16 protein-coding genes are annotated in these 15,965 nt (G+C 55.9%); 6 read left to right on the top strand and 10 right to left on the bottom strand.

Translation table 11 applies throughout. From position 1 onward, the window contains the following. Positions 1 to 6 precede the first annotated feature (6 nt). The gene (locus HNI00_RS04665; RefSeq protein WP_316791109.1) at positions 7 to 1,851 is read right to left on the bottom strand and encodes an ABC transporter ATP-binding protein; all 1,845 of its coding nucleotides are present in this window, start codon (positions 1,849 to 1,851) and stop codon (positions 7 to 9) included. A 279-nt stretch (positions 1,852 to 2,130) separates the two neighbouring features. On the opposite strand from HNI00_RS04665, the gene cax reads away from it, so the two are divergent. Continuing rightward, positions 2,131 to 3,216, top strand: a complete 1,086-nt coding sequence (cax, locus tag HNI00_RS04660; protein WP_316791108.1) for a calcium/proton exchanger — start codon at positions 2,131 to 2,133, stop codon at positions 3,214 to 3,216. Positions 3,217 to 3,348: 132 nt separating this feature from the next. On the opposite strand, the gene HNI00_RS04655 is transcribed toward cax, so the two are convergent. The 3 genes from HNI00_RS04655 to HNI00_RS04645 all read right to left on the bottom strand — a co-directional run bounded on the left by HNI00_RS04655 (position 3,349) and on the right by HNI00_RS04645 (position 5,652). Beyond that, complete coding sequence (locus tag HNI00_RS04655; RefSeq protein ID WP_316791106.1) at positions 3,349 to 4,074, bottom strand: hypothetical protein; 726 nt, start codon at positions 4,072 to 4,074, stop codon at positions 3,349 to 3,351. Between the two features lie 49 nt (positions 4,075 to 4,123). Beyond that, positions 4,124 to 4,996: a hypothetical protein gene (locus HNI00_RS04650; protein WP_316791104.1), complete on the bottom strand. Its 873-nt coding sequence runs from the start codon at positions 4,994 to 4,996 to the stop codon at positions 4,124 to 4,126. Between the two features lie 266 nt (positions 4,997 to 5,262). Then, positions 5,263 to 5,652 carry a tetratricopeptide repeat protein gene (locus tag HNI00_RS04645; RefSeq protein ID WP_316791102.1) on the bottom strand — a complete coding sequence of 130 codons (390 nt, stop codon included), beginning with the start codon at positions 5,650 to 5,652 and terminating at the stop codon, positions 5,263 to 5,265. 325 nt (positions 5,653 to 5,977) lie between these two features. Between HNI00_RS04645 and HNI00_RS04640 the strand changes: the two genes are divergently transcribed. Beyond that, complete coding sequence (locus HNI00_RS04640) at positions 5,978 to 7,456, top strand: CHASE2 domain-containing protein (RefSeq protein WP_316791101.1); 1,479 nt, start codon at positions 5,978 to 5,980, stop codon at positions 7,454 to 7,456. A gap of 125 nt (positions 7,457 to 7,581) precedes the next feature. After that, positions 7,582 to 8,856, top strand: a complete 1,275-nt coding sequence (locus tag HNI00_RS04635; protein ID WP_420156247.1) for an MFS transporter — start codon at positions 7,582 to 7,584, stop codon at positions 8,854 to 8,856. A 38-nt stretch (positions 8,857 to 8,894) separates the two neighbouring features. On the opposite strand, the gene hisIE is transcribed toward HNI00_RS04635, so the two are convergent. The 4 genes from hisIE to HNI00_RS04615 all read right to left on the bottom strand — a co-directional run bounded on the left by hisIE (position 8,895) and on the right by HNI00_RS04615 (position 10,736). Further along, the gene (gene hisIE, locus HNI00_RS04630; RefSeq protein WP_420156306.1) at positions 8,895 to 9,539 is read right to left on the bottom strand and encodes a bifunctional phosphoribosyl-AMP cyclohydrolase/phosphoribosyl-ATP diphosphatase HisIE; all 645 of its coding nucleotides are present in this window, start codon (positions 9,537 to 9,539) and stop codon (positions 8,895 to 8,897) included. A 152-nt stretch (positions 9,540 to 9,691) separates the two neighbouring features. Further along, positions 9,692 to 9,892, bottom strand: coding sequence for a hypothetical protein (locus HNI00_RS04625; RefSeq protein WP_316791095.1), 201 nt, complete (start codon positions 9,890 to 9,892; stop codon positions 9,692 to 9,694). Positions 9,893 to 9,949: 57 nt separating this feature from the next. Next, positions 9,950 to 10,273, bottom strand: a complete 324-nt coding sequence (locus tag HNI00_RS04620) for a 2Fe-2S iron-sulfur cluster-binding protein (protein WP_316791093.1) — start codon at positions 10,271 to 10,273, stop codon at positions 9,950 to 9,952. A gap of 277 nt (positions 10,274 to 10,550) precedes the next feature. Next, positions 10,551 to 10,736, bottom strand: coding sequence for a hypothetical protein (locus HNI00_RS04615; RefSeq protein ID WP_316791091.1), 186 nt, complete (start codon positions 10,734 to 10,736; stop codon positions 10,551 to 10,553). A gap of 122 nt (positions 10,737 to 10,858) precedes the next feature. Between HNI00_RS04615 and HNI00_RS04610 the strand changes: the two genes are divergently transcribed. From HNI00_RS04610 to HNI00_RS04600, 3 genes are all read left to right on the top strand, one after another. Then, a complete protein-coding gene (locus HNI00_RS04610; protein WP_316791089.1) occupies positions 10,859 to 11,416 on the top strand; it encodes a DUF2854 domain-containing protein in 558 nt (185 codons plus the stop codon). Between the two features lie 162 nt (positions 11,417 to 11,578). Further along, on the top strand, positions 11,579 to 11,914 hold the full coding sequence (locus tag HNI00_RS04605) for a DUF2605 domain-containing protein (RefSeq protein WP_316791087.1): 336 nt from the start codon (positions 11,579 to 11,581) through the stop codon (positions 11,912 to 11,914). Between the two features lie 250 nt (positions 11,915 to 12,164). Continuing rightward, positions 12,165 to 12,470 carry a DUF2973 domain-containing protein gene (locus HNI00_RS04600; RefSeq protein WP_297080547.1) on the top strand — a complete coding sequence of 102 codons (306 nt, stop codon included), beginning with the start codon at positions 12,165 to 12,167 and terminating at the stop codon, positions 12,468 to 12,470. Positions 12,471 to 12,633: 163 nt separating this feature from the next. Here the strand turns inward: HNI00_RS04600 and HNI00_RS04595 are convergent, their stop codons facing one another. Further along, entirely contained in the window at positions 12,634 to 12,885 is a 252-nt protein-coding gene (locus HNI00_RS04595) for a hypothetical protein (protein WP_068510696.1), read from the bottom strand. 308 nt (positions 12,886 to 13,193) lie between these two features. After that, positions 13,194 to 15,071, bottom strand: a complete 1,878-nt coding sequence (locus HNI00_RS04590) for a peptidoglycan DD-metalloendopeptidase family protein (protein ID WP_316791085.1) — start codon at positions 15,069 to 15,071, stop codon at positions 13,194 to 13,196. Positions 15,072 to 15,965: the final 894 nt, after the last annotated feature.

Genomic DNA, 15,965 nt, shown 5'->3' with positions numbered 1-15,965 from the left:
ACGCGCTTAACCTTCCAGCATTTGCAGCCGATACAAACTGGCATACAACCCGTTTTGTGCCAGCAGTTCCTCATGGCTGCCCGATTCCACCAGTTGTCCTCGCTTCAGCACCAGAATCCGATCCACGCTGCGAATCGTCGAGAGGCGATGCGCGATGATAATGGCGGTGCGCCCTTCTAGCAGAGTTTCCAATGCTTCCTGAATCAGGGATTCCGTACCCACGTCTAGGTTTGCAGTCGCCTCATCCAGCACTAGGATCGGCGGATTGCGGATGGCAGCCCGCGCAAAGGCAAGAAGCTGCTTTTGCCCGCCTGACAGGTTTGTGCCGCGCTGCCGCAGTTCGGTGTTGTAGCCTTGGGGCAACTGCTCGATAAATTTCGCCACGTTTGTTTGCTCTGCCGCCCGCTGGATGTCCGCCATTGAGTAGTTTTCGCCCAGCGCAATATTGCCCTTCACATCGCCCGCAAACAAAAATCCGTCTTGCAAAATTACCGCCATCCGCCGCCGCAGTTCCGCCTGGGGCATGTCGCGAATGTCTACGCCATCCAGCAGAATGCGCCCGCTCGTCACTTCATACAGCCGACACAGCAGGCGAATGATCGAGCTTTTGCCCGCGCCCGTCGGCCCCACCAGCGCCACCTTCTCGCCCGGAGCAATGGTGAAGTCCAGATCGCGCAGCACCAGTTCATCCGCTTTGTAGCCGAAAGAGACGCGATCGAATCGGATTTCGCCGGGGGTTTGGGTAGAAGCAGGGAAAACAGACGGGACTCCTTGACCCCCGACTTCCGGATCGCGGATTTCGATCGGCTCGACCAGGATATCGCTGACTCGCTCCAAAGCAGTAAAGCCCGCCTGGATAGCGGTGAACTGTTCGGCAAATTCGCGCAGGGGATCGAAGAGGCGCTGGGCAAAGAGGATGAAGGATGCTAGGGTGCCAAACAGGAGGGCCTGTTGCAGCACCAACACGCCCCCTAGCCAAAGCACAGCGGCGATCGCCACGAGCGAGATCCATTCCAGCGTCGCCGACACCAGCGAGTCGAACACAATCGTGCGATCGACCTCTTTGATGTAGCGCTGGTTGATGGTGCGAAAGAGTTCGGCATTAAACGCCTCCCGCCGAAAGAGTTGCACCACGTTGATGCCGACAATATTCTCTTGCAGCGTGGCATTGAGCGACGACAGCTCTTCGCGGGCCCGATAGTTGGCCTGCCGATATTTCCGCTGAAAGTAGATTGTGAGGATGGTAATGGGAATCAGCATGGCAATCAGCATGGATGCCAGCCGCCATTCCAGCGTGAACATCGTCAGCGCAATCACGATGATTGAAAAAAGATTGCCAACGATGCCGATTGCTCCCGTAGAAAACACGTCACCCAGCGCGTCCACATCGCTGGTCAGGCGCGTAATCAGCTTGCCTACGGGCGTACGATCGAAAAAGCGAGTGGCCAGCGACGTGACGTGTAAAAACAAGTCATTGCGAATGTCAGCGGTAATGCGCTGGCCCACCTTTTGCACTAGAAAACTCTGCAACCCATCGAACGTCAGCCGCACCACAATGGTGATTAGCAACAGCACCACCAGCAGATTCAGCCCTTGCGACAGGGTCAATCCCCGCAAAAAGCCCAGCACTGGCTCATTGCGAATCAGCGAAATCGCCTGCCCCACCAAGATCGGCTGCACCGCATCCCCAATCGCCGTCGGAATCAGCATGATTAGCGAAATCAGCAGCAGCCGCTGATGCCGCATGGCATAGGGCAGGAGCATCTTGAGCAGTCGCCAGTCCGTCGGGCGCTGGGGGCGACGGGTCGGGTTTCGCTCCCATTCGGAAGGGTCTGCGGAGGATGAGGTCATGAATTGGGGCAAGGTGAGAAATGCACAAGCTTAACTGTAGCGTAGTGTAGGGAGGGAATGATGGGTAGAGTGGGGAGGCGTGGGGATGATGAGATAGCGCTCCGCCTGTCCATTACCGTTCCCAGGAACGGTATCAGTAGCGCTACGGATTCAGTGGCAGATGAAGTGGACGAAAGCGCCAAAAACGCTCGGCCGCAAATCCAAAATCCAAAATCCAAAATCGAGAATCAACATTCTCCTAATCCCCGGCTCCATACCTCACCCCTTCCTCTCCTCTCTATGCTGCTCAAACGGTTTCCTGCGCTGGTGCTGCTGGTCTTTATCCCGATTTCGCTGCTGGCGCACGGACAAGACTGGGGCGATGCGGCGGTGTTTGTGACTTCGGCGCTGGCGATCGCCCCGCTAGCCATCTTCCTCAGCCGCGCTACTGAGGAGCTAGCCCTAGCGCTGGGGCCGACGGTGGGCGGGCTAATGAATGCTGTGTTTGGCAACGCGACGGAACTGATCATTTCGCTGGCGGCCCTGCGGCAGGGGCTAGTGGATCTGGTCAAGGCCAGCATTACAGGCAGCATTTTGGGCGACTTGCTGCTGGTGCTGGGGCTGGCGATGCTGCTGGGCGGGCTGAAGTACAAAGAGCAGTCGTTTGAGCCGATCGTGGTGCGGGTGAACGGTTCATCCATGACGCTGGCGGTGACGGCGATCGCCCTGCCCACGATCGTCATCAACACGTCCCATGTGGTCGATGCTCAGGATATCACCAGCCTGTCTATCTTTGTGGCGGTGGTGCTGATGCTGGTTTACGGACTGACGCTGGTGTTTTCGCTGAAGACCCACAGCTATCTCTATGACGTGTGCAAGGCCAAACAAGACCCGCTGCTGCTAGCAGATGAGGGGGACGGGCGATCGCCGCTGTGGGTGTGGGTCGGAGTGCTGCTGCTGGCGACGGTGGGCGTTGCCATCGAGTCGGAACTGTTTGTGGGCGTGGTGGAGGAGGTGATTGCCGACTGGGCGCTCACGCCGCTGTTTACGGGCGTGGTGCTGCTGCCGCTGCTGGGCGACGTGTCGGGCTATGTGACGGCGGTGCGCGTAGCGATGAAAAACAACATGGATTTGCCCGTATCGGTGGCGATGGGGTCGAGCCTGCTGGTGGCGCTGTTTGTCGCGCCAGTGCTGGTGCTGGTGGGGCAGGCGATGGGCCAGCCGATGGATCTGGACTTCAACCCGTTTGAGGTCATCACTGTGGCGATCGCCGTGTTTATCGTCAACCTGATCAGCCTGAACGGGCGATCGAACTGGCTGGACGGGACGCTGCTGCTGGCGACCTACGCGATTCTGGCGGCAGCGTTTTACTACCATCCGGCGTAGAGCCGGCCAGCATTCGATGACACTATTCTCAAGCCACCCAGCATTCTTCGCTCTAGTCCACCCAATTGTTCACCTAGAAGTTCACCGAAACGTTTACTCAGGCGTTCACTACTCAGACATTCACTCAGGTGTTCACTTATTAGACCATCGGTTCGAGAGAGATTCACTCGGCATGAACTCAGACAACTCCTGCTGTACGATGATCCCAATGCTCAGCGCCTCAGTCAAAAACTGTCCATATTCATTCGCCGTTGCATTCTCCTGAAGCGTTTGCAGCATGGCTAGATTTTGGGCGATCGCCTCTGCAAGTTCTGCGCGTTTGGCAATCATCTTCTGATGCTTTCGCACAATCCTTTCGGTGGTCAGGGCGCAGATCAGGCTGGAGCGAGTCGCATCCAGAGCTTGAAAAATCTCCTGTCGATCTACAGGTTCGCGATTGTTCGCCCGCACAGAATCCAACTCTTCCATCAGGGCGATCGCATCAATGATTTCGTTGTGTCGATCGACTTGATCAAGCAAATGCGAAAGCTGGGTCAACTGCTTTCCTCGTTGCCAGAGATAGCCATTCCACAGCGCAAACAAGCCTACGGCAATTCCCAGAGAAATCGCCAGGAATTTACCCAAATCTTCTCCGGTGAACCCCGGCAGATTTCGAGCAATCACCAAACTGACAGGCAGGCAAAAAATAATGAATAGCCCCAGCGTTAGCACTTCGCTCATCAAGAGCGATCGCAGCCGTCGCCGCGACCGCAGCACCGACGGACGAATCGCCCGCCCCATAAACGTGTCGCTAATATCCAGCCCCGTCAGGCGCTCGAGTTCATCCTCGGTAATCCGGAGGTTTGTCAGAGAAGGCATAGTGCCAGGGGTCGAGGGTTAATGCAAGCATTGAGCTAGGAGCCACGCGCTAGAAGCCGAGGAAATTAAGAATCATGCTAAAGACTGCGCTGTAAAAGTTGCCCTCGATCTGGCGGAACAGTTGAAACGCTTGACCCGGTGCGCCAAAGAAGGGTCGGAGCGTCCAGCCCAACTGACTGCCCACCAGTGCATACAACACCAGCCAGAAGCGGAGCAACTTTAGGCGGGTGTTGAGCAGGTCGCTGTTATTTTTGGTGGCCAGGCTGCTGTGTTTGGCAGGAACCAGCACATCATCCGGCGGCGCAAAGTCTCGGAACTGGGCGGGGCGATCGCCCGCTTCGTCCAGTTCGTCTATCTTATCTAATTCATCTGATTTGTAATAGGGATCATAATCGGGCAGTTCGCCCTTGGGCAGCGCCTCTGCCTGGAGTCTAATCGCATCCCGTTCTGCGAGCGATCGCATCCCGTGATAAAACAGTCGTATCCCTACTAGCCCGGTCAGCCCAAAGATACCGACGTTCAGCAGTTGGAAAAAGGTATAGTCATGAACCGAAATCAGGAAAAATAGCGTAATCGGCGCAAAGCTAAACAGCAGCACGCTGATGGTCGCCATTGCCGTCATCAACAGCGCCACGTACTGGCTAAATTTCAGCCGCGAACCAAACAGCACATCAAAGAAAAATAGCGTTGGCAGACAGATAGCCAGCGTCAGCAAATACAGCGCGGGCAGTTTGATCGCCGATGCAATCATCTGCATCCAACTGCTGGAGGAGCCGATAATGGCACCATAAATTGCGAAAAAGAAGCAGCTCGAAATCAGCAGTGATACGCTTTTGCGCTCGACTTTGAAATTGCGGCGAATATCGTCGATAAAATCTGGGCGATCGCGCAACAGGGACAGCAACACGGCAAAATGCTTCATCTCAGGAGCCTCCAGCGGCGAATCGCCAAGTTCAGAGTTTTGGGTTATGGATAGATGCTTCGTGCTGGAAATCGAGCCAGAAAGCACTACGGGGATTAATACGCATCAGGCAATGGGGATTCCGGAGAACCCGCCCATGACCCCTCAAGTCTTTATGGACTCTCAAGACCGAGTAAGCTACCGTTATCGAGTCGTAGCGCGTTTGAGCCGATCCCCCTTAAATCCCCCTTGGCTAGGGGGACTTTGATTAGGGGGTCTTTTCTTGCTTATGCCGAGATTAGTTTGCGCTTGAGCCAGATGTCTTCGCGGGCGTGGAGATAGCGCGGATCGGGGCTGAGGGCGATCGCCTGCTCAAAGTTTTCCAGCGCGTTGCCATAGGCCTGCATTTCGGCAAATAGCAGCCCTCGGTTAAACCAGGCTTGATGATAGTCGGGCTGCATCGCCACGGCGCGGTCGTAGGAATCCAGCGCTTCGGCGTAGCGCTTCAGTCCGCACAGGGCATTGCCACGGTTGTTCCAGGCTTTGCAATAGCTGGGATCGAGGGCGATCGCCCGGTCGAAGGCTGCCACGGCTTCTGAAAATTGCTCCGTTTCGCACAGGGCGCAGCCATGTCCGTCCCAAAATTCCGGTTGGTTTTGATTGTGATCCAGATTCATCGTCATTCTTGCCTTGGGTGCAATAGGGTTTCGCAGGGTGCAGGGCGTATGGTTTGCAGGGTTGTGGTTCGCGGGTTCGCAATCCGCCCTGGCAATTCACATTCATTCTGCAAATTCATTCTGCAAATTCATTCTGCAAAAAATGGCAGCGCCCCTGGCGACGGCTTTCTAGCCAGCCCAAGTGTGGTTTTCTCCGCCAAATGCGGGCTTTGCCCATTCCGTTTGGCAGGACGTTGGGCCTCAATTCAGAATTTTCTTTGATCTCTGGCGCTTGTCTCCTAGACTCCGCCCTAGGATGAGAGGCAGTTCCCTTGCTGCATGTACCATGACTCCTCCATCGGGCGATCGCCTTTCCGGTTCAACGCGCAAACGGCTGAAGGCGCTGCGGGCACTGGCGGCGACGCTGGGTGTGGCAAGTTTAGTTGTAACGGGGGCAGTTGTGGCGGTGCGCCAGTTGGGGCTGTTGCAAGGTACGGAGTTAGACACCTACGATGCGCTGGTGCGGCGATCGCCCGATCTGGGGCCCGATGAGCGGCTGCTGGTGGTGGGCATTTCCGACCAGGATATTCAATCGCTGAGCCAGCCCGATATCCACGACGGCACACTGGCAGAAGCATTGCAAAATCTGGAGCAGGCGGAACCGCGCGTGATTGCGCTGGATGTGGGGCGCGACTTGCCCGTGGGTGAGGGGCGAGGAGAACTGCTGCGCGTGCTGCAACAGAGCGATCGCATCCTTGCTGCCTGCACCCTCACCAAAGCCAATGAACCCAGCCTTGCGCCGCCCCCCGGTGTGCCCGACGAACGGGTAGCCTTTGCCGACCTGCCCTTCGACCCCAGGGGCACAATCCGCCGCGCCAGCCTGGTGATTACCGATCCGCTGCGGCTGCCCCAGGAAACGGCACACCGCTGCAACACGCCCGCCGCTGACAATCCGCTGGTTTCTCTGGGCTTGTCAATGGCGCTGTTTTACTTGCAGTCCGAGAATATTGCCGCCGCTCCTGCCCCCAACGGCGAAATTCAGTTGGGCCAGGCATTGCTGAAACCCCTGGCAGCAGGACAGACCGCAGGGTATCGGCGTACAGGCGCGACGGACTATCAGATTATGCTGCGCTATCGCTCGGCACAACATGCCGCGCCCGTAGTCAGCCTGATGGAGGTATTGCAAAACCAGGTGCCCCCTGATCTGATCCGAGATCGCATGGTCATCATTGGCTATACCTCTAGCATCAAGAAGGACCTGTTTCAAACGCCCTACAGCGGCGACCGTGACGGCGGCGAACCCACCCCTGGTGCAATCCTCCACGCCCAAATTGCTAGCCATTTGGTCAGCGCGGCTAAGGGAGAGCGGGCCCTGGTGTGGTATTGGCCGCTGGCAGTGGAAATGCTCTGGATGCTGGGCTGGTCGCTGGTGGGCGGGGCGATCGCCTGGTTGATTACCAAAGCCCACTGGTTCCTGATTGCTGAGGGCGTGGCGGTGCTGGTGCTGGCGGGATTGTCGTACCTGCTGTTTCTGCAAGGCGGCTGGGTGCCCCTTGCGCCAGCGGCGATCGCCCTCCTCAGTACGGCCCTCGCCGTCGTCATCCTGGATCGCGCCACCAAAGGCGGCTACACCGAAGCCCTGTTCGAGCAAATGAAAGAAAAAGTGCAGGGCGTGATCAAGCCCACTGTCGAAATCGACCAGGAAAAACGCGCCCGCCAAGTCGCCGAAATCACCGAAAGCAGCTACTTCAAAGACCTCCAGCAGCGGGCCCGGGAGATCCGCGAGCGGCGGGCGCGGGAGGGCGAAGACAGCGGGAAGGCATGATGGGATAGCGGGGAGGCCGCTCTAAGCTCCATCTCCCACCTCCATCACTTCCGCCAAGCAGGGGATGCATCCCCCTGGTAGGGAACCCTACACTACAGAGGTTCTTGATAAGCGTGGTGGAGAGAGTGTTGGCACGAAAACTGGCGGGGTGGTTGCCGGATCTGGATTTTCGGGTGTGGATTTTGATTGCGGGGCGGCTGCTGTCGCAGGTAGGAACCGGATTCACGCTGTTCTATGCGCCGATTTTCTTTGTAAACCGGGTGGGGCTGTCGGCGACGCTGGTGGGCGTGGGGCTGGGGGTCGGGGCGATCGCCGGAGTGCTGGGGCGCGTCCTGGGCGGGTCGTTTGCCGATTCCCCAAAGATTGGGCGACGGCGGACGCTGCTCCTGTCGGCGGCGGTGTCGGCAGCGGCCTCGGCCATTCTGGCAGTCACATTCGACTTTCCCACCTTCCTGATCGGCAACCTGCTGATGGGACTGGGGATTGGGCTATATTGGCCGGCCACCGAAACGGTCGTCGCAGATTTGACCACCATCGACCAGCGCAACGAAGCCTACGCACTGGCGCGGCTGGGCGATAGTCTGGGGCTGGGCGTGGGCGTGGCGCTGGGCGGCGGGCTGATTGCAGCAACGGGTTCCTATCGGGCGCTGTTTGTGATCGACGCAATGTCCTACGTCATCTTTTTTGGGATTGTGTATCGGGCGATCGCCGAAACCCGCAATCCCGCCCAGGCGCATCAGTCCATGCTGAAAAGCTGGAAGCAGGCCCTCAGCGACGGCAGTCTGCTGATTTTTACCGTGGTGTGTACGCTGTTCACCACCTATCTGGCGTTGCTCAACAGCGCCTTGCCGCTTTACTTTGCCAACTTTGTGCCGACTGTGGCGGGACGCGGATTTTCCACCAGCACCATTAGCGTTTTGTTTTCGAGCTATGTAGCGCTGACGGCACTGACGCAGCTTCCGGTGATTCGCAAGCTGCAAGGACTAACCCAGCCGCAAATGCTGATCGTGTCGGCGATGTTTTGGGGTATGGGGTTTGGGCTAGTTTGGGCGACGGGTATGGCGCGAGTGATGCCGCTGGGCTGGGCAGTGCTGGCGCTGGTGCTGATGGCGATCGCCACGGCTGCCTACACCCCAGGAGCCGCCTCGCTCGTCGTTGCGCTGGCTCCAGCAGAATTGCGTGGGGTGTATCTTTCGGTCAATTCACTCTGCTGGGCAGCGGGCTACTTCATTGGCCCGGTTCTGGGTGGTTGGGCGATGGATGGCACGGCTCAACTCGCACACGGTTTCTGGATCGCCTGCGCCGCCACCATTCTACCTTCCATCTTGACGCTGCAATATTTGGACAACCGGATTCGCCAGGAAGGACGACACGACCGCCGGAGTGATGTGGGGCGTTAGGGTGATGTGGGGAATCCACGGCTGCCTTAGTACGCGATTTAGCGGCGGCGTTCCTGCAATTTTTGATACACCGCTCGCAGATCTACCTTATGGTGGGCCAGGGCAACCAGCGTATGGTAAAACAGGTCGGCTACTTCTCCGGCGATCGCCCCTGGGTCGTCATCTTTGCAGGCCATCACCACTTCAGCGGCCTCCTCGCCAATCTTTTTGAGAATTTTGTTGTCCCCACCCGCCAACAGCTTGCAGGTGTAAGAGTCTGGGTTGGGATGCTCGCGGCGATCGCAAATCACCTCAAACACCTGCGACAGCGTATCAGCAGGCGGAGGGGCGATCGCCCCGTCGATTTGATGAAAACAACTGCGCTCCCCGGTATGGCAGGCAACGTCGCCCACCTGTTCCACGCTCACTAGCAGCGCATCGCTGTCGCAGTCATATCGCAGCGCCTTGACGTGTTGCAGGTGCCCAGAGGTTGCGCCTTTGTGCCACAACTCAGCGCGAGAACGGCTCCAAAACCAAGTCTCGCCCGTTTCGATAGTTTTTTGCAGCGACTCGCGGTTCATCCACGCCATCATCAGCACCGTGCCATCCAGATAGTCCTGCACAATGGCTGGCACCAGCCCCGCCTCGTTATAGCGGATCTGATCTAAAGGAATTGGAGAGTCCTGCGCCTGTTGCCCAATCATGACCGCCACCCCGTCGTGCGTCAATTTGTGTCAATTGGTAATTGATCGATGCTTGTAGATCACTTGTAAATCAATGGTTGTGATCGATCAATTCCTGTCGAAAATTCTGTTGAAAATTCTGTCTAAGCTATCTAACTAAAAGGATTTAAAAGTCATGATGGGACAATTACAACTGCCTCGACGTGGGCAAGCTGGCGATTCCCGTAGGGATTGCTTCGCGAATCGCCTTCCACCCGCGTCACCGCCCACCGCAGCGGCTCACCGTAGGTCAGTAGTGCTTGGGCGATCGCCGTCTGCAACTCGCCCAACTCGCCGCCCAGATGAACTTCGACCGTCACCAACTCCAGCCTCATTGCCAGTCCCAGTCTGCTAAATCCTGACTCTCAGTTTCTGATGCCGATGCTCAATCCCTATTTTTGGAACTGACCAAACTGCAATTCATATACCGTATCTTCCTTCTCCGTCTCCAGTTTCAAGTCCGATCGCGGATAGGCAACACAGAGCAGCGCAAACCCCTGAGCTTGCAGTTCTGGGCTAATGCCCATGCCGTCGCCCTGCTCCACCGTGCCCGATAGCAATTGCGCGGCACAGGTTGTGCAAACCCCCGCATTGCAGGAGGACGGCAGCTCCAGTCCGGCAGCGGCAGCAGCAGCCAGCACGGTTTCATCTGCTGAAACCGTAATCGTGTGGGAGGTTCCCTGGTGGAGAATTTCAACCCTATAAGTGTCGGTCATGATGACAGTCGTGCGTAACGTTAGAACAGGTAGGAGGAATGGTTTTTTGAAAGATTTGCTAAGTGGGCTGACGTGTTAAAAGCCGAAGCTTGGAAACTAGCCCTAGACAGTGTCTTAAAACTTTCTAAGTTGTTGATTGCCTTGAGTTGATCCCCCTAAATCCCCCTTAGTTAAGGGGGACTTCCGGAGTGGTTCGGCTCAGTTCCCCCCTTTTTAAGGGGGGGCTAGGGGGGATCTAAGGGGGGCTAGGGGGGATCGAAGGGTTTTAAAGCACGCCCTAGCTCAGTTCAGCGTCGGGAAAGGTGCGCTTAAACTCATCAATCAGGTCGTCTAGCTCTTCTAGCGCCTGGTTAACATCGATCCGCAGCGTCCCCAAATCTGGCTGCTCTAGCAGGCGCACGAGTGAGTCGCGCTTGCTCATCAGAAACTTGAGGCGATCGCGCAAAACTTGAGCATCCAGCATGGGAAATAAACTCCTCAATAAACTCCGAAACAACTTTCGTTCAGCTAGACACAAGCTTCATCCTATCAAACCGTTCCAACAATGTTGAATAATTGTTAACAACCCTTTCATCTGTGGTGGCTATGCTTGGACGTATTTCGCTAGGGACGGTCGGACTGGTCGTGGGCGGTTTGCTCACCGTGGTAGGCTTCATTGCCTATTTCTCCAGCAGCGCCACGCTCAATCTGGTAGGGTTTTTCTACGGCATCCCCCTGCTGTTGGGCGGGCTGGCGCTGAAAATTTCCGAGTTAACCCCAGTTCCATACTCTCAGCCGCCTTCGGCTGCTGCCTTGGCGCTGCGAGATCAGCAAGCAACCGAAACCCAGCATCAGATTCGCAAGGACGTGACTCGCTATCGCTACGGACAGTCAGCGCATCTCGATAGTTCGCTAGAGAGCCTAGGGCTGGAGCCGACGGACGATGAGCGCCCGGTGCTAGTCGCCCTGCGGGAAGAAGAGCGAGACGGAGCCTATGCACTCGTTCTAGAATTCGAGTCTGAATATGTTTCGCTGGAAAAATGGAACAGCAAGCGGGAAAAGATTGAGCGATTTTTCGGTCCAGGGCTGCGCGTCGAGATCAGCCAGCCCGGTGAAGATTACATTGACGTGGCGCTGATTTCGACTGGAGCAGCCCAGGCTTAGCCTTCCGGGTTAATCCCCCAAAGCTAATCTCCTGACCTAAACGCAAACAAGCCCCCCGGTTGTAAATTCGATCGGGTGGGTCTGACTTTATGTGTCAAAAATTGTTGCGAAACGTAAATCACGTTAAGATTACAGGATAAAGTTATATTCAGTTAACCCTCTATGTCTGGTTCGAGTACACCGGAACCCGATTTGCTGAAAGCCCTATTAGAGCCTTTGCTAGAGGACTTTCAGTATTGGTTTGAGCGATCGCAAACCCTGCTAGAATCCCAGCCCATTTCGTTTCTCAGCAATGAGCAACAGGCAGATTTATTAGCGCGAGTTTTGCAAGCTCAGCGAGAGGTGCAAACGGCCAAGCTGCTCCTTAAGGCAACAGGTGGGAAGGTGGGTGTAGAGGCAGCCGTCATGGTTCCCTGGCACTCACTGGTAACGGAGTGTTGGCAGGTTTCGAGTCGTTTTCGTCTAGAGCGGATTCAGTCGCAAGACTCGGAGCCTTGAGGGGTTCACTGAGTGATTTCTCGGCAGTGGAGACAGATCTGAATGCACTTATATTCTGAGCGTCGTTGGTGTACTGCTAATGGTGTACTGCAATTATGAGAGAACCTGAGAAGTTTGTGTCTGCTTGTTAAGCATCTGACGATTCAACTTAAGTTGCTCGACGGGTTAATTGCTCTGACTGCTCAAAACTTTCAAAACTAATGCCAACGGTTCAGGTTGGCGGGGTTACGCAATTTAGAAGGAAAGCACTATGCTACATCTGCTTTATGTCGTTGCCTTTACGATCCTAGCGCTGCTGGCAGTCAGCAATTTGATTCGCAGCCTGATGACGCTGGGTATAGAGTCGCAGCGTGCCTATGCACCCCCAGCGCAGCCCTATCGCTCCAGTCGCCTTCAGTCTGCCTCTCATCCAGAACTGCTGGACGACGCAGGAAACCTGATCAATGAGCCGTATTTGGTGATGCGATCGATCTCGGTCGAAGATGCCCGCGAACAGCTTGATGCGCTATACAACGCATCGCCCAGTCCTGCCGAGAAGCCTCAAGAAGAGGCTTAATCCCATCATCAAAGTGCAGGTAGAAGTGCAGGGATGGTGACGGCTTACAACTCTTTCACCTGACCTGAGCCTGAGTTGCTGCATCTCAATCAAGACGGGTCAGGCAAGTCAAAAAGGGCGATCGCGCGTTTGAATTGGATCACCCTGATTTCGTTTGTGCGGCTTAGTATCGATCAACGCTGCCAGAGAAAATCGGCTCGACACGCAGCGCCAAAACCTTGGAGGGGCGGACAACCATATACTCGCCCTGGATGTTCTTGATCGGCACGCTGATAAAGTCATCCGAGGTGGCTTTGGGAACTAGTTCGCCACTGTACCATTTCTGAAAGTCTTGAATCGTTGAAAAGCGAACTTCTTCTCGATGTCCGCCTTCCATCAACAGGTGAACAGCAAATTCGCTCGGTGTTCTGGGCATAGTGAATCCATCCTCTGCGTCGCGGTGCTGTGGTCAATATTCCCTAAAAAAGCATCAAAATAAAAGCCAAGCCCAAAAGAAAACCCAATAGAAAATCGAGCGATCGCCCGCATACCGTTAAAGGGACAAGGGCAGATGGGAGCTGCAAATTGGCTTTTCTACTCGCGAATGCTCAGCCCTCATTCAACACTCAAGCATAGTCCAATCCACAGTGTTCTGAACGCTGCATTCCAAACAAAAGAGTCGCTTCGCAAATGACTGCAAAAGCGACCCCTTGAACCTTTTGGGATATCCGTTCTCGAACTCGACTATCGACGCGCCAAGAGAGACATTGGATTAACCGTACCCTGGTTCGGGACATGGATCTCGAAATGAACGTGGGGCCCGGTGCTAAAGCCCGTGCTACCCATCGCCGCGATATGCTGACCTTGATCGACTCGATCCCCGACGCGCACCAGCAGGCGGCTATTGTGGGCATAGCGAGTGCGGGTGCCATCCGCATGACGAATGTCAATCATGTAGCCATAGCCACCCGAGTTCCAACCGGAAAACTCAACGACTCCAGCCGCCGCCGCCACAATGGGTGTGCCAACGGGTGCTGCGATGTCGATTCCCCGGTGCATCCGCCCCCAACGCCAGCCGAATCCAGAGGTCAGAACTCCACGCGCTGGCCAGATGAAACCGTTTGAAACGGGAGTTCCCTCTGGCAAAAACGCATCCATCTGAGAGAGTGCAGGTAGCTCGGGAGAGACCATGCGACCCACCAGCGGCTCTAGAAGAGGCTCATAGCTCTCTGAACCAAGCGGAGCAACCGCCACAAGTTGTCCGCTGCTAGCAGCAGGAGTAGATTCGCTAGCAGGAGCAGTAGCCACTAGCTCAGGCTCAGCACTGGTAGAAGGATTAGAGGAATCTAAGGCACCCGGTTTTACCGCGAACTCTCCCGCATCCAACTCAGACACGACCTCAGGTTCAGGCTGAGTAGCTCCAGAACGAACCTCTAGAGCAGGTTCAACTGTGGGCACAGAAGGTACAAAGCGATCGCCCAAGTCTTGAGCCGAACCAACGCTTCTCAAGTTGAGCGCTGCAACCACGGAGGGCTGATCGTCTTGAGCGAACTTGCTGGCCTGATTGTCCAAACTCGACCCTTCTGAAGGCTCTGACGACCGCAAAGGGGCAACATCGTTGATCAGTCGGTGCAAATGCTCATAGGTGCGGCCAGGATTTTGAGCAGGCAATACGACTGCTGCCACCTCAGTTGCTCCGGGTCTGTCAACCTCAGAACGTACCGTTTCGCTCCGGACAGGAGCAACACCCCCGACCCCAACAAACTCAGTCGCAAACAGAACAGAACTGCCAGCACCTATCGTGGGCACCGAATCAGACGGCTCAAACACCGTAGAAGCCTCGCCAACCTGACGAGAATCGGCCGGAGGCAGCACGACCGAAGACTGGCGACGGGCTGATGATACTAGCTCAGACGACTCGGCAGGAACTGCAATGACCTGACCAATCTGAATCACATCTGGATCTTGCAGACCGCTGGCTTCTACAACAGCATCTTTCGACACGCCGTAGGCACTCGCAATTTGCTCAATGGTTTCTCCAGCAGAAACGCGATGAGCCAGCAACGCAGGCTGCTCTGGATTAAGAGAAACATCACCAGCAGGCTGACTCAGAGCATTGGAAGGACTCTCAAGCGTTGCAGAGCCAGATGGAACCGCAAGAACCTGGTTAACTTGCAGTTGATGGGGATTGTCTAAGTCGTTCGCTGCAACCAAGACGCTTTGAGGAACGTCGTAGGCAAGGGCGATCGCCCCCAAGGTGTCCCCTGGCTTAACGCGATACAGGACACTACCGCCAGCCGGCAGCACCGCCGTCAAACTCCGCTCACCATAACCCGAAGCAGCTAGTCCATTAGACGAAGGAGGCGAAACCAATTGCTTTTCATCTGCCCCTAGAGCGCTGCTTTGTCCATTGCCCTGAATACGGACAGAAGGAGTAGTTTCATCCTTAGACAAGCTAGAGGGTTCCGCCGACGACTGCAATTGTTGGCTTGCCAACACGCTACGCAAACGCTCTCGGCGCTGGCGGAGGTTTTCGAGGCTGGCGTAGCGGAGGGGACGGTCTGAGGTGCGAATTTCCTCCGAAATAGCTGCCACCTCGGATGGCGCTGTCTGGTCAGCCAAAACGCCTACTGAAGATGAAGCAGGCGTGTCTACTGCAAGGGGTGAAGGCTCTACGCTGGGAATTGGCTGCGGAGTACGCTCAGGCGCAACCCCTGAGACGCTAGCCAATTCTGCTCTTTGGTGGCCCGGAACTCGAATCGCTTGCCCAACCCGAAGCACAGAATCCAGAGAAAGACCGTTAACTTCGGCAAGCGTTCTAACGGGAACCCGATAGTAACGAGCGATCTTGTAAAGTGTCTGTCCGGATCGAACCCGGTGGGTGAACATTGCCCCGGAATACGTCGATGACGACGAAGCCTTGACAGGGGCGGACGGAGCAGTGGGAGCTACTTCGTCTATCCCAGGGCTTGCGAGGGGGGAAGCCGGAGAATCAGTTTGGGGAACCGACAAGCCTGTAGAAACTTCGGACTCAACGGAGTTCGGTTCGGCTGCGGTCGCCTGATCGCTGTGCCTTGGGAGCAACAAACTAGAAGCGCCCATCGAGAGCGCTAACCCAAGCATGGCGGCAGAAGTGCGAGCCTTGCGGCTAACCTCTCGGGGGTTCTGCTTGGGCTGCCCTGCCTCGGCTGCGTAGTCAGACGAATAACAGGAAACAGGCTTAACCTTCTGCGGGAATGCTCGTCTCAAAGAACAACCTCCTGTTGAGCGGCGTTCAACTGTCCTCAAAGGGAACCAGTCGTTGGAATCAAGTTGACACGGATGCAGTGACCGAAGTCACAGACCGACGGCGGTTCTAATCACTGACGCGCCTTACAACTAGGTAAGATTACCTTAAGCTTTTTGCTTAGACAAGCTTACACCAGTCTTCAAAAAAATCAACACTCTTGAATAAACCTGTGCTTAAACTACCCTTGCCGAGACATTCAAACGTCTAGCTTAAACAAAAAACCGTTC

The sequence above is a fragment of the Thermoleptolyngbya oregonensis NK1-22 genome, assembly GCF_032705245.1.
GTDB lineage: Bacteria > Cyanobacteriota > Cyanobacteriia > Elainellales > Elainellaceae > Thermoleptolyngbya > Thermoleptolyngbya sichuanensis.
The sequence above is the reverse complement of the archived record's forward strand: the minus strand, read 5'-3'. Positions and strand labels throughout refer to the sequence as shown.

Excerpts from the sequence above, each read along its gene's own strand:
- HNI00_RS04665 (WP_316791109.1), bottom strand. The coding sequence starts at position 1,851 with ATGACCTCATCCTCCGCAGACCCTTCCGAATGGGAGCGAAACCCGACC.
- cax (WP_316791108.1), top strand. The coding sequence starts at position 2,131 with ATGCTGCTCAAACGGTTTCCTGCGCTGGTGCTGCTGGTCTTTATCCCG.
- HNI00_RS04655 (WP_316791106.1), bottom strand. The coding sequence starts at position 4,074 with ATGCCTTCTCTGACAAACCTCCGGATTACCGAGGATGAACTCGAGCGC.
- HNI00_RS04650 (WP_316791104.1), bottom strand. The coding sequence starts at position 4,996 with ATGAAGCATTTTGCCGTGTTGCTGTCCCTGTTGCGCGATCGCCCAGAT.
- HNI00_RS04645 (WP_316791102.1), bottom strand. The coding sequence starts at position 5,652 with ATGAATCTGGATCACAATCAAAACCAACCGGAATTTTGGGACGGACAT.
- HNI00_RS04640 (WP_316791101.1), top strand. The coding sequence starts at position 5,978 with ATGACTCCTCCATCGGGCGATCGCCTTTCCGGTTCAACGCGCAAACGG.
- hisIE (WP_420156306.1), bottom strand. The coding sequence starts at position 9,539 with ATGATTGGGCAACAGGCGCAGGACTCTCCAATTCCTTTAGATCAGATC.
- HNI00_RS04625 (WP_316791095.1), bottom strand. The coding sequence starts at position 9,892 with ATGAGGCTGGAGTTGGTGACGGTCGAAGTTCATCTGGGCGGCGAGTTG.
- HNI00_RS04620 (WP_316791093.1), bottom strand. The coding sequence starts at position 10,273 with ATGACCGACACTTATAGGGTTGAAATTCTCCACCAGGGAACCTCCCAC.
- HNI00_RS04615 (WP_316791091.1), bottom strand. The coding sequence starts at position 10,736 with ATGCTGGATGCTCAAGTTTTGCGCGATCGCCTCAAGTTTCTGATGAGC.
- HNI00_RS04610 (WP_316791089.1), top strand. The coding sequence starts at position 10,859 with ATGCTTGGACGTATTTCGCTAGGGACGGTCGGACTGGTCGTGGGCGGT.
- HNI00_RS04605 (WP_316791087.1), top strand. The coding sequence starts at position 11,579 with ATGTCTGGTTCGAGTACACCGGAACCCGATTTGCTGAAAGCCCTATTA.
- HNI00_RS04600 (WP_297080547.1), top strand. The coding sequence starts at position 12,165 with ATGCTACATCTGCTTTATGTCGTTGCCTTTACGATCCTAGCGCTGCTG.
- HNI00_RS04595 (WP_068510696.1), bottom strand. The coding sequence starts at position 12,885 with ATGCCCAGAACACCGAGCGAATTTGCTGTTCACCTGTTGATGGAAGGC.